This is a genomic window from Citrobacter sp. RHBSTW-00524 (assembly GCF_013747755.1).
GTDB classification, from domain to species: Bacteria; Pseudomonadota; Gammaproteobacteria; order Enterobacterales; family Enterobacteriaceae; genus Citrobacter; species Citrobacter braakii.
The window spans coordinates 4,693,864-4,714,967 of record NZ_CP056421.1 but is presented as its reverse complement, the minus strand read 5'-3'; the positions used below and the strand labels follow the sequence as shown (position 1 = coordinate 4,714,967).

Annotated in this window: 25 protein-coding genes; 14 read left to right on the top strand and 11 right to left on the bottom strand. The window is 52.4% G+C overall.

The window, feature by feature from the left end; all coding sequences use genetic code 11:
• Positions 1 to 13 precede the first annotated feature (13 nt).
• From rpoN to HV229_RS22650, 7 genes are read right to left on the bottom strand one after another with little or no spacing between them, the layout of a single operon-like run.
• The gene (gene rpoN / locus HV229_RS22680; RefSeq protein ID WP_016154689.1) at positions 14 to 1,447 is read right to left on the bottom strand and encodes an RNA polymerase factor sigma-54; all 1,434 of its coding nucleotides are present in this window, start codon (positions 1,445 to 1,447) and stop codon (positions 14 to 16) included.
• 46 nt (positions 1,448 to 1,493) lie between these two features.
• The gene (gene lptB, locus HV229_RS22675; RefSeq protein WP_003025073.1) at positions 1,494 to 2,219 is read right to left on the bottom strand and encodes an LPS export ABC transporter ATP-binding protein; all 726 of its coding nucleotides are present in this window, start codon (positions 2,217 to 2,219) and stop codon (positions 1,494 to 1,496) included.
• Between the two features lie 6 nt (positions 2,220 to 2,225).
• A complete protein-coding gene (gene lptA, locus HV229_RS22670; protein ID WP_047358523.1) occupies positions 2,226 to 2,774 on the bottom strand; it encodes a lipopolysaccharide ABC transporter substrate-binding protein LptA in 549 nt (182 codons plus the stop codon).
• Positions 2,743 to 3,318, bottom strand: a complete 576-nt coding sequence (lptC, locus tag HV229_RS22665) for an LPS export ABC transporter periplasmic protein LptC (protein ID WP_047358522.1) — start codon at positions 3,316 to 3,318, stop codon at positions 2,743 to 2,745. The genes lptA and lptC overlap by 32 nt, the downstream gene beginning before the upstream one ends.
• Positions 3,315 to 3,881, bottom strand: a complete 567-nt coding sequence (gene kdsC / locus HV229_RS22660; RefSeq protein WP_046276014.1) for a 3-deoxy-manno-octulosonate-8-phosphatase KdsC — start codon at positions 3,879 to 3,881, stop codon at positions 3,315 to 3,317. The genes lptC and kdsC overlap by 4 nt, the downstream gene beginning before the upstream one ends.
• Positions 3,882 to 3,901: 20 nt before the next feature.
• Positions 3,902 to 4,888, bottom strand: coding sequence for an arabinose-5-phosphate isomerase KdsD (gene kdsD, locus HV229_RS22655; protein WP_016154685.1), 987 nt, complete (start codon positions 4,886 to 4,888; stop codon positions 3,902 to 3,904).
• Between the two features lie 13 nt (positions 4,889 to 4,901).
• On the bottom strand, positions 4,902 to 5,879 hold the full coding sequence (locus HV229_RS22650) for a calcium/sodium antiporter (protein WP_016154684.1): 978 nt from the start codon (positions 5,877 to 5,879) through the stop codon (positions 4,902 to 4,904).
• A 214-nt stretch (positions 5,880 to 6,093) separates the two neighbouring features.
• On the opposite strand from HV229_RS22650, the gene mlaF reads away from it, so the two are divergent.
• From mlaF to murA, 7 genes are all read left to right on the top strand, one after another.
• The gene (gene mlaF, locus HV229_RS22645) at positions 6,094 to 6,906 is read left to right on the top strand and encodes a phospholipid ABC transporter ATP-binding protein MlaF (protein WP_016154683.1); all 813 of its coding nucleotides are present in this window, start codon (positions 6,094 to 6,096) and stop codon (positions 6,904 to 6,906) included.
• A 7-nt stretch (positions 6,907 to 6,913) separates the two neighbouring features.
• Complete coding sequence (gene mlaE / locus HV229_RS22640) at positions 6,914 to 7,696, top strand: lipid asymmetry maintenance ABC transporter permease subunit MlaE (RefSeq protein WP_181546463.1); 783 nt, start codon at positions 6,914 to 6,916, stop codon at positions 7,694 to 7,696.
• Between the two features lie 4 nt (positions 7,697 to 7,700).
• Positions 7,701 to 8,258, top strand: coding sequence for an outer membrane lipid asymmetry maintenance protein MlaD (gene mlaD, locus HV229_RS22635; RefSeq protein ID WP_016154682.1), 558 nt, complete (start codon positions 7,701 to 7,703; stop codon positions 8,256 to 8,258).
• 18 nt (positions 8,259 to 8,276) lie between these two features.
• A complete protein-coding gene (gene mlaC / locus HV229_RS22630) occupies positions 8,277 to 8,912 on the top strand; it encodes a phospholipid-binding protein MlaC (protein WP_016154681.1) in 636 nt (211 codons plus the stop codon).
• On the top strand, positions 8,912 to 9,205 hold the full coding sequence (mlaB, locus tag HV229_RS22625; protein WP_016154680.1) for a lipid asymmetry maintenance protein MlaB: 294 nt from the start codon (positions 8,912 to 8,914) through the stop codon (positions 9,203 to 9,205). Before mlaC ends, mlaB begins: the two co-directional genes overlap by 1 nt.
• A 169-nt stretch (positions 9,206 to 9,374) precedes the next feature.
• The gene (ibaG, locus tag HV229_RS22620; protein WP_003025040.1) at positions 9,375 to 9,629 is read left to right on the top strand and encodes a BolA family iron metabolism protein IbaG; all 255 of its coding nucleotides are present in this window, start codon (positions 9,375 to 9,377) and stop codon (positions 9,627 to 9,629) included.
• A 53-nt stretch (positions 9,630 to 9,682) separates the two neighbouring features.
• The gene (gene murA / locus HV229_RS22615) at positions 9,683 to 10,942 is read left to right on the top strand and encodes a UDP-N-acetylglucosamine 1-carboxyvinyltransferase (protein ID WP_003839949.1); all 1,260 of its coding nucleotides are present in this window, start codon (positions 9,683 to 9,685) and stop codon (positions 10,940 to 10,942) included.
• A 59-nt stretch (positions 10,943 to 11,001) separates the two neighbouring features.
• Here murA and sfsB read toward each other — a convergent pair whose 3' ends face one another.
• Both sfsB and ispB read right to left on the bottom strand, forming a co-directional pair.
• A complete protein-coding gene (gene sfsB / locus HV229_RS22610) occupies positions 11,002 to 11,286 on the bottom strand; it encodes a DNA-binding transcriptional regulator SfsB (RefSeq protein WP_016154679.1) in 285 nt (94 codons plus the stop codon).
• A 221-nt stretch (positions 11,287 to 11,507) separates the two neighbouring features.
• Positions 11,508 to 12,479: an octaprenyl diphosphate synthase gene (gene ispB, locus HV229_RS22605; protein ID WP_019077785.1), complete on the bottom strand. Its 972-nt coding sequence runs from the start codon at positions 12,477 to 12,479 to the stop codon at positions 11,508 to 11,510.
• 257 nt (positions 12,480 to 12,736) lie between these two features.
• Between ispB and rplU the strand changes: the two genes are divergently transcribed.
• The 4 genes from rplU (at position 12,737) to cgtA (ending at position 15,606) form a co-directional block, all read left to right on the top strand.
• Positions 12,737 to 13,048, top strand: a complete 312-nt coding sequence (rplU, locus tag HV229_RS22600; RefSeq protein ID WP_003025032.1) for a 50S ribosomal protein L21 — start codon at positions 12,737 to 12,739, stop codon at positions 13,046 to 13,048.
• Positions 13,049 to 13,067: 19 nt separating this feature from the next.
• Positions 13,068 to 13,325 carry a 50S ribosomal protein L27 gene (gene rpmA, locus HV229_RS22595; protein WP_003025030.1) on the top strand — a complete coding sequence of 86 codons (258 nt, stop codon included), beginning with the start codon at positions 13,068 to 13,070 and terminating at the stop codon, positions 13,323 to 13,325.
• A 127-nt stretch (positions 13,326 to 13,452) separates the two neighbouring features.
• Positions 13,453 to 14,418: a DMT family transporter gene (locus HV229_RS22590; protein WP_016154677.1), complete on the top strand. Its 966-nt coding sequence runs from the start codon at positions 13,453 to 13,455 to the stop codon at positions 14,416 to 14,418.
• A gap of 15 nt (positions 14,419 to 14,433) precedes the next feature.
• Entirely contained in the window at positions 14,434 to 15,606 is a 1,173-nt protein-coding gene (gene cgtA / locus HV229_RS22585) for an Obg family GTPase CgtA (protein WP_016154676.1), read from the top strand.
• Positions 15,607 to 15,701: 95 nt separating this feature from the next.
• Here cgtA and dacB read toward each other — a convergent pair whose 3' ends face one another.
• Positions 15,702 to 17,135, bottom strand: coding sequence for a serine-type D-Ala-D-Ala carboxypeptidase (dacB, locus tag HV229_RS22580; protein ID WP_181546461.1), 1,434 nt, complete (start codon positions 17,133 to 17,135; stop codon positions 15,702 to 15,704).
• Positions 17,136 to 17,383: 248 nt separating this feature from the next.
• On the opposite strand from dacB, the gene greA reads away from it, so the two are divergent.
• On the top strand, positions 17,384 to 17,860 hold the full coding sequence (greA, locus tag HV229_RS22575) for a transcription elongation factor GreA (RefSeq protein WP_016154674.1): 477 nt from the start codon (positions 17,384 to 17,386) through the stop codon (positions 17,858 to 17,860).
• A 153-nt stretch (positions 17,861 to 18,013) separates the two neighbouring features.
• Here the strand turns inward: greA and yhbY are convergent, their stop codons facing one another.
• Positions 18,014 to 18,307 carry a ribosome assembly RNA-binding protein YhbY gene (yhbY, locus tag HV229_RS22570; RefSeq protein WP_003025016.1) on the bottom strand — a complete coding sequence of 98 codons (294 nt, stop codon included), beginning with the start codon at positions 18,305 to 18,307 and terminating at the stop codon, positions 18,014 to 18,016.
• 125 nt (positions 18,308 to 18,432) lie between these two features.
• On the opposite strand from yhbY, the gene rlmE reads away from it, so the two are divergent.
• Positions 18,433 to 19,062: a 23S rRNA (uridine(2552)-2'-O)-methyltransferase RlmE gene (gene rlmE, locus HV229_RS22565; protein ID WP_003025015.1), complete on the top strand. Its 630-nt coding sequence runs from the start codon at positions 18,433 to 18,435 to the stop codon at positions 19,060 to 19,062.
• 99 nt (positions 19,063 to 19,161) lie between these two features.
• Positions 19,162 to 21,096, top strand: coding sequence for an ATP-dependent zinc metalloprotease FtsH (gene ftsH / locus HV229_RS22560; protein WP_019077783.1), 1,935 nt, complete (start codon positions 19,162 to 19,164; stop codon positions 21,094 to 21,096).
• Positions 21,097 to 21,104 lie beyond the last annotated feature (8 nt).

Sequence of the window (21,104 nt, the reverse complement as noted above, 5' to 3'; positions counted from 1 at the left end):
CTTATCGGTTGGGTCAGACCAGCTGTTTGCGCTGGTTCGACGGCGGAATGGATAAAGACTCTCGGTACTTCGCAACAGTGCGGCGTGCCACCATGATACCCTGTTCTGACAGCATAGAGGTTAACTTGCTGTCACTCAGCGGTTTCGCGGGGTTTTCCGCAGCAATTAATTTCTTCACCAGTGCACGTATAGCTGTGGATGAGGCTTCGCCTCCGCCTTCAGTGTTAACGTGACTGGAAAAGAAATACTTCAATTCAAAAATGCCGCGCGGACTGTGCAGATACTTTTGCGTGGTCACTCGGGAAATGGTCGATTCGTGCATCTCGACGGCCTGGGCGATATCCGCCAGCACCATCGGTTTCATAAACTCTTCGCCTTGATCAAAGAAGGCTTGCTGCTGTTCAACGATACAGCGACTGACGCGCAGCAGCGTATCATTGCGACTTTCCAGGCTTTTAATCAGCCACTTTGCATCCTGCAGATTGCTACGAATAAACTGGCTGTCAGCATCGTTGCGCGCGCTGTTGCACATGGCGGCGTAGTGCTGGTTAATCTGCAACCGTGGAATGCTGTCGCCGTTGAGTTCGACCACCCAGCGATCGTTATGCTTACGCACCAGTACATCCGGAATAACGTATTCTGGCTCCCCGGTCTGGATAGACTGCCCAGGTCTGGGGTCCAGGGACTGAATAAGATTGACGGCTTCTTTCAGCACATCTTCTTTCAGCCGGGTTACGCGCATCAGCGTGCGGAAGTCATGGTTGGCTAACAGATCGAGGTGATCGCTGATGATCAGGCGCGCTTCTTCCAGCCACGGCGTGGCTTTATCAAACTGTGAAAGTTGGATCAATAAGCAGTCGCGGAGATCTTTGGCCGCCACGCCCACGGGATCAAAACGCTGAATGCGTTTAAGCACGGCTTCGATTTCGTCCATGCCGACGTCGTCATCGCCCATGCTTTCGAGAATATCGTCCAGGGTTACGGTGAGATAACCGGTTTCGTCTACCGCATCAACAATGGATGTCGCAATCGCCCGATCGGTATCCGAGAACGGGGTCAGCTCCACTTGCCACATCAGGTAATCCTGCAGTGATTGCGTGGTCTCCCCCTGATACACAGGCAGTTCGTCGTCGATGTAATCCCCGCTGGTGCCAGAAGGCGTACCGGCGGTGTAAATTTCATCCCAACTGGCGTCAAGCGGCAGCTCCTCTGGCATCTCTTTTTGTTCGAGAGCATCTGCGGTGTCGAGGGATTCGCTGTCCTGTTTTTCCTGGGTATCAATTTCGTCGTGAAGATCGGTTTGCTCGAGCAGTGGGTTACTTTCCAGCGCTTGCTGAAGTTCTTGCTGAAGTTCCAGCGTGGACAGCTGCAACAGACGGATAGCCTGTTGTAGCTGAGGCGTCATCGCCAGTTGTTGGCTAAGCCTGAGTTGCAAACCTTGCTTCATGTTCAGAGTTGTTCTCTCCTGCGGTGACGTGAAGTCTTCTACCCTATCAGAGTCTGAAGTCTTCCCCAAGGTATACGCGTTTAACGTGCTCATCCTGCAGTATTTCTGTTGGCGTGCCATGCGCGATCAGGTGGCCCTGACTCACGATGTAGGCGCGCTCACACACTGCCAGCGTTTCGCGAACGTTATGGTCGGTAATCAGCACCCCAAGCCCGCTGTCGCGCAGGTGTTCGATGATCCGTTTGATATCAATAACGGAAATCGGGTCAACACCGGCAAACGGTTCATCCAGCAGGATAAATTTCGGATTCGCGGCCAGTGCGCGGGCGATCTCCACGCGGCGTCGTTCACCACCGGAGAGCGACTGTCCCATGCTGTCACGCAGGTGTTCGATGTGGAACTCTTCCATCAGCTCGTTGGCGCGATCTTCCCGCTGCTCGCTGGTAAGATCGTCACGAATTTGCAGCACCGCCATCAGGTTATCAAACACGCTCAGGCGACGGAAAATAGACGCTTCCTGCGGCAAGTAGCCGATGCCGCGACGCGCGCGCGCATGCAGAGGCAGCAGGCTGATGTCTTCGTCATCAATGATAATGTTGCCCGCATCACGTGGGACAATGCCGACCACCATGTAAAAGGTCGTTGTCTTGCCCGCACCGTTAGGACCGAGCAGACCGACGATCTCCCCGGAGTTGACGGTCAGACTGACATCTTCCACCACACGGCGGCCCTTATAGGCTTTTGCAAGGTTCTTTGCAGTTAATGTTGCCATAACGAATCAGTTACCTTTTTTCTCTGCCGGAGCCTTGTTTTTGTCCTGCAACTGCGACGGTACCAGAACGGTGGTGACGCGTTTGCCTTTATCGCTGAAGGCCTGCATTTTCTGCTCTTTCACCAGATAGGTGATCTTATCGCCCGTGATGTTGCTATCGAGCTGTTCCAGGTAAGCCTTACCGGTGAGAACGACGAAGTCTTTCGCCAGTTCATAATGCATGTGTGAGGCGTGGCCTTTAACCGGTTTACCGTTGTCCTGCATCTGGTAAAAGGTTGCTGGATTACCGTAGCCATCAATGACTTCTTTACCGTCTTCACCGCCAGGGCGGGTTACGACGACTTTATCGGCGTTAATTTTGATGGTGCCCTGAGTCACAATCACATTGCCAGTAAAGGTCACCACGTTGCCTTGCATATCAAGAGACTGCTGGTCCGACTCAATGTGAATCGGCTGCTCGGTATCGCCGGTGACGGCGAATGCCGGGATGCTGGCGGCCAGAAGTGAGCTGGCAAGCACAAGATTAAGGCTGAGTTTGTTTGTTTTGGATTTCATATGAGGTTCTAACCTTTTCAATCAGCTCGGCGTTCTTGCTGCGTAAGTTGCCGCGCATCTTCAGTCCGCTGGAGTTAAATGTTGTGCCATATAACGTGACGAGATCATCGGAAGTGACGTCTTGTGTCACCAGGTTAATCTGTGCGTTATCGGTCGTCATTCTGCGTAGTTGAGAGTCGGGCACCAGGGCGTTGACCTCAACATGGCCGTACAGATATAGCATCCGATCGTTGGTCAATTTGGCTTTATCAGCCTTGATCGTCCATGTCGGTACTTTATCCTTATCAAATGTGGTTAATACCGGTTGAGTAAACCACGAAACCGCTTGTTCCGAATAATATTCAACGTTTTGCGCGATCAAGTGATAGCTCAGTGCGCCTTCGGGACTATACACAACGGTATCAGTATGTTCGCTCTTATAGGTTGGCTCGTTGTTATTTACGACGACCTCAGCGGTGTCGTCTTTGTCTGCCAGATTAATACCAATCATCACAAGGACAGCCAGCGACAGTAGAATGATAACCCAACGTCTGGTTTTGCTCATATCGATTGCCCTTTGGCCTCGTCCAGTTTGCCCTGCGCCAGGAGTAATAAATCGCAGACTTCACGTACCGCGCCGCGTCCCCCATCGATGCGGGTGACATAATCGGCCCGCGGGATCAGCAAAGGATGAGCATCCGCCACCGCCACGCTTAATCCCACTTGTGCCATCACCGGCCAGTCGATCAGATCATCGCCAACGTACGCAACATTTTCAGGAGCGATCGCCAGTTTGCTAAGGAGATCGTTAAAGGCGACCAGTTTGTCTGACTGCCCCTGATACAAATGCGTGATCCCCAATGTGGCACAGCGATCTTCTACAAGTTTAGCCTTTCGTCCGGTAATAATGGCAACCTCGATACCGGAAGTGAGCGCACAGCGAATTCCGTAACCATCGCGGACGTTAAAAGCCTTCAGCTCTTCACCGTTGTTGCCCATATAAATCAGACCATCAGACAGCACGCCATCCACATCCAGGATCAGCAAACGGATGTTCTCTGCCCGGGTGATAACGTCTGTGCTGACGGGTCCATAACAGGTCGCAAGCGACGCACCTGCTTTACTCATTTTCTTTATCCTTGAGTTTCTTACACTACACCTGCACGCAGCAGATCATGCATATGTAACACACCAAGTAACCGGTCGCCATCAGCAACCATTACCGAGGTGATATGGCGGGACTGCATTAAGTTCAGGGCATCGACGGCAAGAATGCCCGGACGCACGCGAATGCCGCCAGGGGTCATCACATCGGCAATGCCTAACTGGCGAACATCAACGCCCATATCGAAGACGCGACGTAAATCGCCATCGGTGAAAATACCGTCAATCTTCATGTCATCATCGCAAATGACGGTCATGCCGAGATTTTTACGCGTGATCTCAAGTAAGGCGTCACGCAGGCTGGCGCTTTTAGTCACATGCGGGATCTCATCGCCCGTATGCATAATATCGTTAACGCGCAGTAAAAGCTTACGGCCTAGTGCGCCACCGGGATGAGATAACGCAAAATCTTCCGCGGTAAAGCCACGCGCTTTTAATAATGCCACGGCTAGCGCATCGCCCATCACCAGCGTTGCGGTCGTGCTGCTGGTCGGCGCCAGGCCTAACGGGCAAGCTTCCTTGGGCACTTTAACACACAGATGCACATCTGCCGCACGCGCCATGCTGCTTTCCGGACGACCGGTCATGCAGATAAGCGGTACATGAAGACGTTTTAACACCGGGATTAACGCCGCTATCTCATTGGATTCACCGGAGTTAGAGATGGCGATGACTACATCCTGCGGCGAGACCATGCCCAGATCGCCATGTGCGGCTTCGCCTGGATGCACGAAAAATGAGGGGGTGCCGGTGCTGGCAAATGTGGCTGCCATTTTCCGCCCGATATGTCCGGATTTCCCCATCCCCATCACCACAACTTTGCCCGGGCAGCTGAATATTTTCTCGCAGGCGAGAGTAAAATTTTGGTTGATGTACTGATCAAGCTCCGCCAGGCCTTCACGTTCAATTGCCAGGACTTCCTTGCCTGCTTGCTGAAAGTCAAAACCCGGTTGCAACTCTAAGTGCGACATAATGCGTTTCCAGTTATCCAACGAGAAGTGGCGATAACCAATACAGCATCGCCAGCCATATGATAAAACCGCCGGTCAGCAGCGCACCCGCGCCGCGACCAATCTGGCGCGGACGTCGCCAGCAGAGTAGTGCAAAAATTACGCTCACCAGCAGCATGACGCTATAGTCACGGGTGAAGGCCATCGGATTGACTTCACCCGGCGTAATCAGCGCCGGCAGTCCGAGGACGATAACAATATTAAAAATGTTCGCGCCGATGATGTTGCCGACGGCAATATCGTTTTCGCCTTTACGCAGACCCGCAATTGCCGTTGCCAGCTCCGGCAGGCTGGTACCAATGGCGACAACCGTCAGCCCGATGGTGAGTTCGCTCATGGCGAAGTAGTTCGCCAGTACGGTTGCGTTATCTACCACCATACGCGTTGCCATTGGCATAATAATTAGCGCAATACCCAACCACAAAAACGCGACCGGTAACCCGCCTTCGCGCGGCAGTTCCGCGATCTGCTCGCGGGTCAGGCTGTCGTTACCTTGTCGCTCAGCCAAACGGGCGATTTTAACAATGAATAACAGCCATAGCACGGCCAGAAGCAGAAGAAAGAAACCATCGCTGCGACTCAATTGCCCGTCATACAGGACCGATGCGGCTAAGATGCTTACCAGCAACATTAGCGGTAATTCACGACGCAGAACATCAGAATGCACGGTAAAAGGATGAATCAGCGCCGACAGGCCTAAAATAAGCAGTATGTTGGTAATGTTAGAGCCGATGGCGGTACCGACGGCTAAATCAAGCTGCCCGTTCATCGATGCGGCAACGGAGACAATTATCTCGGGTAACGATGTACCAATGCTGACCACGGTCATCCCGATGATAATGGGGGGAATACCGAAGTTTCGACATAAAATGGATGCGGCAAATACCAGTCGGTCGGCACCGTAGACCACCAGAAGTAAACCAATTATTAACAGCGCCGTCGCTAAAAGCATCTAAAGTCCTTTCTTCAGGTATACTCGCCGGTCCACTTGAAGGATTTCTGGAAGCCGTCACGAATTCTTAATTTTGACTTTATGCGGCTAAAAAGTAAAACAAATGCCAGCTTTCGCTAACCAGGACAGGTAATAATCTGTAAATATGTTGGGTTCAGGGCTAAATTGAGCGCCAAACTCTTCGATCAACGAGGCAATAGTAAAGGATGAATCAATGGGTCAGTCTGTGGCGAATCTAATCGATATGCGCGATGTCAGCTTTTCCCGAGGCGACCGCTGCATCTTTGATAATATTTCCCTGACGGTGCCGCGTGGTAAGGTGACGGCGATCATGGGGCCATCAGGCATCGGCAAAACGACGCTGTTGCGTCTGATCGGCGGACAAATCTCCCCCGATAAGGGCGAGATCCTGTTTGACGGCGAAAATGTCCCGGCCATGTCCCGTTCGCGTTTATTTACCGTGCGTAAGCGCATGAGCATGCTATTCCAGTCTGGTGCGCTGTTTACTGATATGAATGTGTTTGACAACGTTGCATACCCGTTGCGCGAGCATACAACACTGCCTGCGCCGCTGCTGAAAAGCACGGTAATGATGAAGCTCGAGGCCGTTGGCCTGCGGGGCGCGGCAAAATTAATGCCTTCTGAATTATCCGGTGGGATGGCGCGTCGTGCCGCGTTAGCACGTGCTATCGCGCTGGAGCCAGACCTTATTATGTTTGATGAGCCGTTCGTCGGCCAGGATCCCATCACCATGGGCGTGCTGGTGAAGCTGATTTCTGAACTGAACAGCGCGCTGGGCGTCACCTGCGTGGTGGTTTCCCATGATGTGCCAGAAGTGCTGAGTATTGCGGATTACGCCTATATTATGGCGGACAAAAAAATAGTGGCCTACGGTAGTGCTCAGGCGCTGCAAGAAAATGCCGATCCGCGTGTGCGTCAGTTCCTCGATGGCATTGCCGATGGACCGGTTCCGTTCCGTTACCCGGCGGGCGACTACCACATCGATTTACTCAAAACAGGGAGTTAAGCCACCCATGTTGTTAAATACGCTGGCATCACTCGGACATCGGGGAATAAAAACCCTCAGGACGTTCGGGCGAGCCGGATTAATGTTGTTCAATGCAGTTGTCGGCAAGCCGGAGTTTCGCAAACATGCGCCGCTGCTGATACGCCAGCTCTATAATGTCGGTGTCTTATCGATGCTGATCATTATTGTTTCTGGCGTGTTCATCGGCATGGTGCTGGGGTTGCAGGGATACCTGGTGCTGACGACCTACAGTGCGGAAACCAGCCTCGGTATGCTGGTGGCGCTGTCATTGCTACGTGAGCTGGGGCCGGTGGTTGCGGCGCTATTGTTTGCCGGGCGGGCCGGATCGGCCTTAACCGCAGAGATTGGCCTGATGCGGGCGACCGAGCAGCTTTCCAGCCTGGAAATGATGGCCGTCGATCCACTGCGCCGAGTGATCTCCCCACGTTTTTGGGCCGGTGTCATTTCATTGCCGCTGCTGACGATTATATTTGTCGCGGTGGGGATCTGGGGTGGGTCGTTGGTTGGCGTAAGCTGGAAAGGTATTGATGCAGGCTTTTTCTGGTCGGCTATGCAAAATGCCGTCGACTGGCGTCTGGATCTGGTCAACTGTCTGATTAAGAGCGTGGTGTTTGCCATTACGGTCACCTGGATTGCATTGTTCAATGGTTATGATGCTATCCCGACCTCTGCCGGGATTAGCCGGGCAACGACACGCACCGTAGTGCACGCCTCTCTTGCCGTTCTGGGGCTGGATTTTGTGCTGACCGCACTGATGTTTGGGAATTGAGTTCATGCAAACGAAAAAAAATGAAATTTGGGTCGGGTTATTCCTGCTGGTTGCGCTGCTGGCCGCGCTGTTTGTCTGCCTGAAGGCGGCGAACGTCACCTCAATGCGTACTGAACCGACTTATACGATTTATGCGACCTTTGACAATATCGGCGGCCTGAGAGAGCGCTCTCCGGTGCGGATTGGCGGGGTCGTGGTAGGACGCGTATCGGACATCTCGTTAGATCAGAAAACGTACCTGCCGCGCGTGACGCTGGAAATTGAATCGCGTTTTAACCATATTCCTGACACCAGTTCTCTGAGCATCCGTACTTCCGGTCTGTTGGGCGAACAGTATCTGGCATTGAACGTAGGTTTTGAAGATCCTGAGCTGGGAACGTCTATCCTCAAAGATGGCGGTACGATTCAGGACACGAAATCTGCGATGGTGCTGGAAGATATGATTGGTCAGTTCCTTTACAACAGCAACAGTAAAGGTGATGACAATAAGAATTCTGGCGATGCGCCAGCCGCAACTGAAGGCAATAATGAAGCCACTACGCCTGCGGGCGCAACGAAATAATCTCAGGAGAATCGACGTATGTTTAAACGATTGATGATGGTGGCTATGCTGGTGATTGCTCCACTTAGCGCGGCAACCGCAGCGGACCAGACGAACCCGTACAAACTGATGGATGAGGCGGCGCAGAAGACGTTTGACCGTCTGAAGAACGAGCAACCTAAAATCCGTTCCAACCCGGATTACCTGCGTCAGGTGGTCGATCAGGAACTGCTGCCTTACGTGCAGGTTAAGTATGCAGGCGCACTGGTACTGGGCCGCTACTACAAAGATGCGACACCGGCTCAGCGTGACGCCTATTTTGCCGCATTCCGTGAATATCTGAAGCAGGCTTACGGTCAGGCGCTGGCGATGTACCACGGCCAGACCTATCAGATTGCCCCTGAGCAGCCGCTGGGTGATGCGACCATCGTGCCTATCCGCGTAACCATCATCGATCCAAACGGTCGTCCTCCGGTACGTCTGGATTTCCAGTGGCGTAAAAATTCCCAGACGGGTAACTGGCAGGCGTATGACATGATTGCTGAAGGCGTAAGTATGATCACCACCAAACAGAATGAGTGGAGCGACCTGCTGCGTACGAAAGGTATTGATGGCCTGACGGCACAGCTGAAATCTATTTCTCAGCAGAAAATCACGCTGGAAGAGAAAAAATAATGACGCAGTCACTCACCTGGATGCGTGAAGGCGACAAGCTGGTGCTGGTGGGAGAGCTGGATCAGGACGTGTTAAACCCATTATGGGATGCGCGAGTTGAGGCGATGAAAGGGGTATCCTGCATCGACCTGAACCAGATTTCCCGGGTGGATACCGGTGGTCTGGCATTACTGCTGCACCTGATTAATGAGGGCAAGCAGCAGGGGAACAGCGTTTCGCTCGCTGGCGTGAACGATAAAGTGTACACGCTGGCGCAGCTTTACAATTTGCCTGACGACGTTCTTCCGCGTTAATTTTTGTAAGCCGGATAAGGTCTTGTGCCGCCATCCGGCAACTCCTCTGCGGGGGATCTGCCACTAAAGCCTTGTCTGATTTATCAGCGGGGCTTTTTGCTTATTTATGACAGCGCCACTTTGCTCTAAGATGTTGGGCTGTTTTCACTATCTGACGAATGAAGAGCCCATGGAAAATAATGAAATTCAGAGCGTGCTGATGAATGCACTCTCCCTCCAGGAAGTCCACGTTTCTGGCGACGGCAGTCACTTTCAGGTTATTGCCGTGGGTGAGATGTTTGAAGGCATGAGCCGGGTCAAGAAACAGCAATCGGTCTATGGCCCGTTGATGGAGTACATTGCGGACAACCGCATTCATGCCGTGTCGATTAAGGCGTTTACTCCAGCGGAATGGGCGCGCGATCGCAAACTTAACGGTTTTTGAGCTACGGGTGATATGCCGGTAGCGAAGATAAATTCTTAACAGAGAACAGAATAATGGATAAATTTCGTGTTCAGGGGCCAACCAAGCTCCAGGGCGAAGTCACAATTTCAGGCGCTAAAAACGCCGCGCTGCCGATCCTGTTTGCGGCGCTGCTGGCTGAAGAACCTGTAGAGATCCAGAACGTCCCGAAACTGAAGGATGTTGACACCTCAATGAAGCTGCTGAGCCAGTTGGGGGCGAAAGTTGAGCGTAATGGTTCTGTGCACATTGATGCGCGTGACGTGAACGTCTTCTGTGCGCCGTACGATCTGGTCAAAACCATGCGTGCATCCATCTGGGCGCTTGGGCCACTGGTTGCCCGCTTTGGCCAGGGCCAGGTTTCACTGCCGGGCGGCTGCACCATCGGCGCGCGTCCGGTTGACCTGCATATTACTGGTCTGGAGCAGTTAGGCGCGACTATTAAGCTTGAAGAAGGCTATGTGAAAGCGTCCGTTGATGGCCGCCTGAAAGGCGCGCATATCGTCATGGACAAAGTGAGCGTCGGCGCGACGGTCACTATCATGTGCGCAGCAACGCTTGCCGAAGGCACTACCATCATCGAAAACGCCGCGCGTGAGCCGGAGATCGTGGATACCGCGAACTTCCTGATTGCGCTGGGCGCAAAAATCACAGGCCAGGGTACCGATCGTATTACCATCGAAGGCGTTGAGCGCCTCGGCGGCGGTGTGTATCGCGTTCTGCCTGACCGCATCGAAACCGGTACTTTCCTGGTCGCAGCGGCAATTTCTCGCGGCAAAATTATCTGCCGCAATGCACAACCTGACACGCTGGATGCCGTTCTGGCGAAGCTGCGTGATGCGGGAGCGGATATCGAAGTCGGTGACGACTGGATCAGCCTGGACATGCACGGTAAACGTCCGAAAGCGGTCAATGTGCGCACGGCGCCGCACCCGGCGTTCCCTACCGATATGCAGGCCCAGTTCACGTTGCTGAACCTGGTGGCAGAAGGTACGGGCTTCATCACGGAAACCGTGTTTGAGAACCGCTTTATGCACGTGCCTGAGCTGAGCCGTATGGGCGCTCACGCAGAAATTGAAAGCAATACCGTGATTTGCCACGGCGTGGAAACGCTCTCCGGCGCACAGGTTATGGCGACCGATCTGCGCGCATCTGCAAGCCTCGTGCTGGCAGGGTGTATTGCTGAAGGTACGACGGTAGTCGATCGTATTTATCACATCGATCGCGGCTATGAGCGCATCGAAGATAAACTGCGCGCGCTGGGCGCAAACATTGAGCGCGTGAAAGGCGAGTAATCGTCTACGTCTCTTGTAACCCCCAGTTCTGTGAACCGGGGGTTACTACTCATCAGTGTTCATTCAGGATTCTGTTTCTCTTTGCGTCCCCTCATCATCCGCGTTCTGTCGATAAACTCATGTGTTTTTGCATCGTGATAGCGTGACGGCCAAATCACCCACGGGTCGGTTCCCAACGATCGGGCGATAATCAACTCACCTTTTGGCCATGGGCGTGTTAACGCATTGGCCAGCGTTGATGAGCTTAATCCATTTTTACGTGATTCAGCGGCCATTGAGGTCCCTTTCTTGCGCAGTCCGGCGATGATATCGGCCGGATGCCAGTCAATCAGCTTGTTTTCCATAAACTCATCTCTCCTTTGGTTATCGACTTATGGTTCCACGATCGGTTGTGGAGACACTATAACGCCCGGAGAAAGAATGTTCTAAAATGTTCATGTAAAGTGTGAGTATATTCAGAATATGCCAAATTTATGCGAAGGTTGCTGGAGAGGGGGACGTGTTTATTGGAATTTATAAAAGCATCCCGTGCAGGGCACGGGATGATGAAAGATGCCGCAGGGTATTAACGGTCGCGCTGTACGGCGATATGCGCCAGACCAATCAGCGCTTCTCTCCACGGCGTATCAGGCAGTACCTGCAGCGCAGCGATGGCCTTATCAGCCTCTTCTTCTGCACGTTGGCGAGTCCACTCCAGGGAACCACAGGCGTTCATCGCTTCCAGAACAGGCTCCAGAAGGTGACGGCCATTACCCTGCTCAATAGCCTGGCGGATCATTTGTGCTTGTTCAGGGGTGCCGTGGCGCATGGCATGCAGCAGCGGCAGCGTTGGTTTGCCCTCGTTGAGGTCATCACCGACGTTTTTACCCAGTTGCTCGCCATCCGCGTTGTAATCCAGCAAATCGTCAATTAACTGGAAAGCAGTACCGAGATAACGGCCATAATCCTGCAACCCTTTCTCTTGTTCTTCGCTGCAACCAGCCAGAATGCCAGAGCATTGGGCAGCCGCTTCAAACAAACGCGCAGTCTTACTGTAGATAACGCGCATATAGTTTTCTTCAGTGATGTCCGGGTCGTTGACGTTCATCAACTGCAAGACTTCACCTTCGGCGATGACGTTGACCGCTTTCGACATGACTTCCAGCACTTTCAGCGAACCGAGGCTGGTCATCATCTGAAAAGCGCGGGTATAGATAAAATCGCCGACCAGCACGCTGGCCGCATTGCCAAACGCCGCATTCGCCGTGGCTTTTCCGCGGCGCATGTCGGACTCATCCACAACATCGTCGTGCAACAGGGTCGCGGTGTGGATAAACTCGATGAGGGCTGCAATCGTAACGTGCGCATTTTCCTGGTAGCCAACTGCACGCGCAGCGAGTACGGCGATCATTGGGCGAATGCGTTTTCCGCCGCCGCTAACGATGTAGTACCCCAGTTGATTGATCAGCTGCACGTCGGAATTGAGCTGTTCAAGGATTGTCGCATTGACCCCCGCCATATCTTGCGCGGTTAACTCATTGATTTTTTCTAAATTCATCGCAAAAGCCGGGCTTCTCGCCCCGATTACCTCACTGTATCGGAAGGTAACGTCGGGTTTAGGGTTATAAATATATGCTGATTGTACTGAAAAAACGCCATAGATAAACGTTACCGTACGTGTTGTGTTTTTTTTCTTCATGTATTGACGTAGCACTTGTCAAAGGCTCGCGTTTTGCGTAATATTCGCGCCCTATTGTGAATATTTATAGCGCACTCTGAATCATCAAAAAGGTGTGCGCGGAAGCGGAGTTTTTTATGTACGCGGTTTTCCAAAGTGGTGGTAAACAACACCGAGTAAGCGAAGGTCAGACCGTTCGCCTGGAAAAGCTGGACATCGCAACTGGCGAATCTGTTGAATTCGCAGAAGTTCTGATGATCGCAAACGGTGAAGAAGTCAAAATCGGCGTTCCTTTCGTTGATGGCGGCGTTATCAAAGCTGAAGTTGTTGCTCACGGTCGTGGCGAGAAAGTTAAAATTGTTAAGTTTCGTCGTCGTAAACACTACCGTAAGCAGCAGGGCCATCGTCAGTGGTTCACTGATGTAAAAATCACTGGCATCAGCGCTTAAGTTAAGGGGAGCAGATTAAATGGCACATAAAAAGGCTGGCGGCTCGACTCGTAACGGTCGCGATTCAGAAGCTAAACGTCTGGGCGTAAAACGCTTCGGCGGTGAAACAGTTCTGGCTGGTAGCATCATCGTTCGTCAACGTGGTACTAAATTCCACGCTGGTTCCAACGTTGGTTGCGGCAAAGACCACACTCTGTTTGCTAAAGCAGACGGTAAAGTGAAATTTGAAGTGAAAGGCCCGAAAAACCGTAAATTCATCAGCATCGTTGCTGAATAAGTTTTTCGCGTCCCGGTAACGGATAAAAGCCCCGCAACACGTTGCGGGGCTTTTTACATTCGACGGCCGGTAAATACGCTCGTCGCGCCGTGATAACCCGGAAACGAGCCCTTGCAGGGAATACGGCATGAAGCAGCAGGCAGGTATTGGTATTCTGTTAGCACTCACAACGGCAGTATGTTGGGGCGCTTTGCCAATAGCGATGAAGCAAGTGCTGGAGGTGATGGAGCCTCCTACCGTGGTGTTCTACCGTTTTTTAATGGCAAGCATTGGCCTTGGCGCTATTCTTGCGGTTAAAAAAAAGCTCCCTCCGTTGCGTATTTTTCGCAAAGCGCGTTGGTTGATACTGTTGGCTATCGCTACCGGTGGGTTGTTCGGTAACTTCATTCTGTTTAGTTCATCCTTGCAATATTTGAGCCCAACGGCTTCGCAGGTTATCGGTCAGCTGTCACCGGTTGGTATGATGATTGCCAGCGTCTTTATCCTGAAAGAAAAGATGCGCGGTACGCAGGTGATTGGCGCCATTATGCTTCTGAGCGGCCTGGTTCTGTTTTTTAATACCAGTCTGATCGAAATTTTTACCCGTCTCACCGATTACACCTGGGGCGTTATCTTTGGTGTTGGTGCGGCGATGGTCTGGGTGAGCTATGGGGTCGCGCAAAAGGTGTTATTGCGCCGCCTGGCATCACCGCAGATCCTGTTTTTACTGTACACTTTATGTACGATTGCGTTGTTGCCGTTGGCTAAACCCGGTGTCATCACGCAGCTCAGTGACTGGCAGCTGGCATGCCTTGTATTCTGCGGCCTGAATACGCTGGTAGGATACGGTGCTCTCGCGGAAGCGATGGCGCGTTGGCAGGCGGCACAGGTGAGCGCCATTATTACGCTCACTCCGCTGTTTACGTTGTTATTTTCAGATTTATTATCACTGGCCTGGCCCGATTTCTTCGCCAGACCGATGCTAAACCTATTAGGTTATCTCGGTGCGTTTATCGTGGTTGCGGGCGCGATGTATTCCGCCATTGGTCATCGAATTTGGGGCGGTTTACGTAAGCATGAAACGGTGGTTTCGCAGCCCCGCTCAGGCGAATGATTTACGGAGAGTAAAATGAAGTTTGTTGATGAAGCATCGATTCTGGTCGTTGCAGGTGATGGCGGTAATGGTTGCGTCAGCTTCCGCCGCGAAAAGTACATCCCAAAAGGCGGTCCGGACGGTGGAGACGGTGGTGATGGTGGTGACGTTTGGCTGGAAGCCGACGAAAACCTGAACACGCTGATCGATTACCGTTTTGAAAAATCATTCCGCGCGGAACGTGGACAGAATGGCGCGAGCCGTGATTGCACCGGCAAGCGTGGTAAAGATGTCACGATTAAAGTGCCTGTAGGTACGCGTGTAATCGATCAGGGCACGGGCGAAACCATGGGCGACATGACCAAACACGGTCAGCGTCTGATGGTCGCTAAAGGCGGCTGGCACGGTCTGGGCAACACCCGTTTCAAATCCTCAGTCAACCGTACTCCGCGTCAGAAAACGATGGGTACACCGGGCGATAAACGCGATCTGATGCTGGAGCTGATGCTGCTGGCGGACGTGGGGATGCTGGGCATGCCAAACGCCGGTAAATCGACGTTTATCCGTGCGGTGTCCGCGGCGAAGCCGAAAGTCGCTGACTATCCGTTCACCACTCTGGTTCCGAGCCTGGGTGTGGTACGTATGGACAACGAAAAGAGCTTCGTGGTTGCCGACATTCCGGGTCTGATTGAAGGCGCGGCTGAAGGCGCAGGCTTGGGTATCCGCTTCCTGAAACACCTGGAACGCTGCCGCGTACTGCTACACCTCATTGATATCGATCCGATTGACGGTTCCGATCCGGTTGAAAATGCCCGTATCATTATTGGCGAGCTTGAGAAATACAGCCAGGATCTGGCGTCTAAACCGCGTTGGTTAGTGTTCAACAAAATTGATTTGCTGGACAAGGCTGAAGCGGAAGAGAAAGCGAAAGCGATCGCCGAAGCGTTAGGCTGGGAAGGTAAATATTACCTGATCTCCGCCGCCAGCCAGTTGGGCGTGAAGGATCTCTGCTGGGATGTGATGACCTTTATCATCGAGAACCCGATTGTTCAGGCTGAAGAAGCGAAACAGCCAGAGAAAGTCGAGTTCATGTGGGATGATTATCACCGCCAGCAACTCGCTGAAGTCGAAGACGAAGCAGAAGATGACTGGGATGACGATTGGGACGAAGACGACGAAGAAGGCGTTGAGTTCATCTACAAGCGTTAATCACATTAAAAACCCCGGCCATGTTGCCGGGGTTTTGTTTCCAGGTTTCAGAAGGCCGGATTAGGTGCGTTAGCGCTGCCATCCGGCAAACATACTCAGTTATTCTGATAAATATCCTTGTATAACCGGCTCTCGAAGCGGACCAGTGGAATACGGCGATTACGCTGATCAGCTGGCTCTACCGCATAACCAGACAGATACTGCACAAATGCCATGCGCTGACCGCTTGCCGTGGTGATGAAGCCTGCCAGGTTATAGACCCCCTGCAGTGAGCCTGTCTTCGCCGATACTTTGCCATCTACGCCAGCCTGATGCAGACCCGCACGGTATTGCAAAGAGCCGTCATGGCCTGCCAGCGGTAGCATGGTGATAAAGTTCAGCTCGTTATCGTGCTGAGCGATATATTGCAGCACCTGCATCATGGTCGCTGGGGCAATCAGGTTATGGCGCGAGAGACCAGAACCGTCGGCAATAATGGTGTTGCCGATATCAATACCCGCTTGCTGACGCAGAATCTGGCGTACGGCATCAGAACCTGCTCTCCAGGTGCCAGGCACGTTAAATCGTGCATGGCCAATCATACGGAAAACGGTATCGGCAATCATGTTGTCCGATTTTTTCAGCATAATCTTAAGCAGGTCGTGCAGCGGCGCCGACTGCTTACTGGCTACCACGGTCCCCGGCTCGTTGACCAGCGTCTGGCGCAGCAGAGTCCCGCTGTAAGTGATACCGGCTTGTTTTAGCTCATCTTTGATAATCGCCCCAGCATAGCTGGCACCGTCCTGAATAGCGAATGCCAGCGGCAGCGGATCGGCTCGTTGGGGCAGGCATCCGGTCAACGTAAAGCGGTTGAGATCGCCTGGAACCACGTCCAGTTCACAATATTGCGCTTCGGCAGAGCCACGAGCGAGAGTACGCACCTGACTGAACATGGTGACCGGGTAGTAAGATGCCACGCGGATAAAGGCGAGATCGTTAGGTTTTTGCGCGCTATAGAGTGAAACCGAGAAACAGTTACGATCGACAATGGCTGCCGCGGGCGGTGCGCTAAAACACTGCGTCATGTCGTTCCAGGGCCAGCCCGGCGCTTTATCATGGCTGGCGAAAATGGAGGTGTCGATCAAGACATTTCCGGCAATTTGCGTCACGCCTGATTTTTTCAGGGTTGCCACCATATTGCGAATATCCTGACGTTTTAGCGTCGGATCGGCACCAAATCGCGCCACTAAGTCACCTTTCAAAACGCCGCCTTCCACGCTGCCTTTAGTCTCAAGCGTGGTGGTAAAACGAAAGTCAGGCCCGAGCTGAATCAATGCCGCCAGCGCGGTGATCACTTTCTGTGTACTGGTCGGCAGCGCCATCTGCTGGCTATGGTAATCAATAGCAGGAGCAGGTGCGCCAACCTTCTGTACCATAAGGGCGAGGTTGGCCCCGGCAGGGAGCTGATTGATATACTCGTCGACGTTCGCAGCCTGAACGCTGAACGCTATACTGGCAGTCAATCCAATGGTAAATCTGGAAAATCGCATAATCTCGCGCTAACAACCTGGAAACAGGCCGTCATACTACGGCGCAACGCCCCAAAAAGTAAACGATGACCCATAGGGAACTCCAGGGTAAAATGATCATCAAATAGAGAATTGTAGCTGACCTGGGACCCTGAGCCCCGGGTCGGTATTTTTTTGCTTCTGACTCTGGCATGGCGTATGCCAGAGTGGGCTTAGCAGCCGGGGTGAGAGCAGCCGCCCCCTACAGGAATGTTCAAGAGGTATAACAAATGCAAGCTATCCCAATGACCTTACGTGGTGCTGAAAAACTGCGCGAAGAACTGGATTTTCTGAAATCGGTGCGCCGTCCTGAAATCATTGCCGCTATCGCAGATGCGCGCGAGCATGGCGACCTGAAAGAAAATGCAGAGTATCACGCGGCGCGCGAACAGCAGGGTTTCTGCGAAGGGCGCATTAAAGATATCGAAGCTAAACTGTCCAACGCGCAGGTTATCGACGTCACAAAAATGCCGAACAATGGTCGTGTAGTTTTCGGCGCAACGGTTACCGTGCTGAATCTCGATAACGACGAAGAGCAGACCTGGCGTATTGTCGGCGATGATGAAGCCGATTTTAAACAGAACCTGATTTCGGTGAACTCGCCTATTGCTCGTGGCCTGATCGGTAAAGAGCAGGATGACGTGGTGGTTATTAAAACGCCGGGCGGTGAAGTTGAATATGAAGTAACGAAGGTAGAATACCTGTAATTCGCATCTTGGTTAAGATGTTGATACATTGTAAAGAAAGGAAAAAGGCCGCTTAGCGGCCTTTTATCAACGAAGAGAGCGTGGCATTTTGCTCTCCTGCTAGCGGAAAATCCCGCGTTTTACACAAACTTCGTGTGCAACTTTGGGATATTCTTAGCGTGGCAGCGAGATTTTACGTTCTTTAGTCGGGCGATACAGTACCAGCGTTTTACCGATGACCTGTACATTGCAGGCGCCGGTTTCGCGTACGATAGCTTCCACGATCAAGGTTTTAGTATCGCGATCTTCCGAGGCGATTTTCACCTTGATAAGTTCATGGTGCTCTAACGCTTGTTCAATCTCGGCCAGTACCCCTTCGGTCAAACCATTGTTGCCAAGCATAACTACAGGCTTGAGCGGATGTGCCAGACCTTTCAGGTGCTGTTTTTGTTTAGTACTCAGATTCATCGTATATTTTTGCTTACGTTGGGATTGAAAACGGGTCATTCTACCGCCATCTCCCATATATCGCCAAATAGCTGTGTAGAAATTTACACCATTGGTTACGATGAACTGCCCTTTGGGAATGTGAAATGACAGGTAAAAAGCGTTCTGCCAGCTCGAGTCGCTGGCTTCAGGAACACTTTAGCGATAAATATGTTCAGCAGGCGCAGAAAAAGGGGTTACGTTCCCGTGCCTGGTTTAAACTTGATGAAATACAGCAAAGTGACAAAATTTTTAAACCGGGGATGACGATTGTTGATCTCGGTGCTGCACCCGGTGGCTGGTCGCAATATGCGGTTACGCAGATCGGCAACACTGGCCGCATTATCGCTTGCGATCTTTTACCTATGGATCCAATCGTTGGTGTGGACTTCCTTCAGGGCGACTTTCGTGATGAATTAGTCCTGAAAGCGTTACTTGAACGCGTAGGTGACAGTAAAGTACAAGTTGTCATGTCTGATATGGCGCCAAATATGTGTGGAACACCGGCGGTGGATATTCCCCGGGCCATGTATCTGGTAGAGCTGGCGCTTGGAATGGCTCGTGATGTATTAGCGCCAGGTGGTAGTTTTGTAGTGAAGGTGTTCCAGGGCGAAGGCTTCGATGAGTATCTAAGAGAGATTCGCTCCCTGTTTACGAAGGTCAAAGTTCGTAAGCCGGACTCTTCTCGCGCCCGTTCGCGTGAAGTGTATATTGTAGCGACCGGGCGTAAACCATAACCGGTAGATTTCAAACGAAAGTTTGAAAGAAACTGGATATAGAGTATCCTGACGCTGTTTTTAACACAGTTGTAATATGAGGTTAATCCCTTGAGTGACATGGCGAAAAACCTAATTCTCTGGCTGGTCATTGCCGTTGTGCTGATGTCAGTATTCCAGAGCTTTGGGCCCAGCGAGTCTAATGGCCGTAAGGTTGATTACTCTACCTTCCTGCAAGAGGTCAATCAGGACCAGGTTCGTGAAGCGAAGATCAACGGACGTGAGATTAACGTTACCAAGAAAGATAGTAACCGTTACACGACCTACATTCCGGTTAACGATCCGAAGCTGCTTGATAACCTGCTGACCAAAAACGTCAAGGTTGTTGGTGAACCGCCTGAAGAGCCGAGCCTGCTGGCTTCTATCTTCATTTCCTGGTTCCCAATGCTGCTGCTGATTGGTGTCTGGATCTTCTTCATGCGTCAAATGCAGGGCGGTGGTGGCAAAGGTGCCATGTCGTTCGGTAAGAGCAAAGCGCGCATGCTGACGGAAGATCAGATCAAAACGACTTTTGCGGACGTTGCTGGTTGCGACGAAGCAAAAGAAGAAGTTGCTGAGCTGGTTGAGTATCTGCGCGAACCGAGCCGTTTCCAGAAGCTGGGCGGTAAAATCCCGAAAGGCGTCCTGATGGTCGGTCCTCCGGGTACGGGTAAAACCCTGCTGGCGAAAGCTATCGCAGGTGAAGCGAAGGTTCCTTTCTTCACCATTTCCGGTTCTGATTTCGTGGAAATGTTCGTGGGTGTCGGTGCATCTCGTGTGCGTGACATGTTCGAACAAGCCAAGAAAGCGGCACCGTGCATCATCTTCATCGATGAAATCGACGCCGTAGGCCGCCAGCGTGGTGCAGGTCTGGGCGGTGGTCATGATGAACGTGAGCAGACACTGAACCAGATGCTGGTTGAGATGGACGGCTTCGAAGGTAACGAAGGCATTATCGTTATCGCGGCAACTAACCGTCCGGACGTTCTTGACCCTGCGCTGCTGCGTCCAGGCCGTTTCGACCGTCAGGTTGTGGTTGGTCTGCCGGATGTCCGCGGTCGTGAACAGATCCTGAAAGTGCATATGCGTCGCGTACCGCTGTCTCCGGATATCGATGCGGCAATCATTGCACGTGGTACGCCTGGCTTCTCCGGTGCAGATCTCGCGAACCTGGTCAACGAAGCGGCACTGTTTGCAGCTCGTGGCAACAAGCGTGTTGTATCGATGGTTGAATTCGAGAAAGCGAAAGACAAAATCATGATGGGTGCGGAACGTCGCTCCATGGTGATGACGGAAGCGCAGAAAGAATCTACCGCGTATCACGAAGCAGGCCACGCGATTATCGGTCGCCTGGTACCGGAACACGATCCGGTGCACAAAGTGACGATTATCCCGCGCGGTCGTGCGCTGGGTGTGACCTTCTTCCTGCCTGAAGGCGACGCTATCAGCGCCAGCCGTCAGAAACTGGAAAGTCAGATCTCCACGCTGTACGGCGGTCGTCTGGCCGAAGAGATCATCTACGGTGTTGAACATGTTTCTACCGGTGCGTCGAACGACATTAAAGTCGCGACTAACCTGGCGCGTAACATGGTTACTCAGTGGGGCTTCTCCGAGAAACTCGGTCCGTTGCTGTACGCTGAAGAAGAAGGCGAAGTGTTCCTGGGACGTTCTGTGGCGAAAGCTAAACATATGTCCGATGAAACGGCTCGTATTATCGATCAGGAAGTTAAACTTCTGATTGAGCGTAACTATGACCGTGCGCGTCGTCTGCTGAACGAAAACATGGACATTCTGCACTCGATGAAAGATGCGCTCATGAAATATGAGACCATCGATGCGCCGCAGATTGATGATCTGATGGCTCGCCGCGAGGTACGTCCGCCAGCGGGTTGGGAAGAACCGGGTTCTTCTAACAACAACTCTGGCAGCACCGGCAAGCCGAGTGCGCCGCGTCCGGTTGATGAACCGCGTGCGCCGGACTCTGGCACCATGTCAGAGCAACTGGGCGACAAATAAGTTATCGT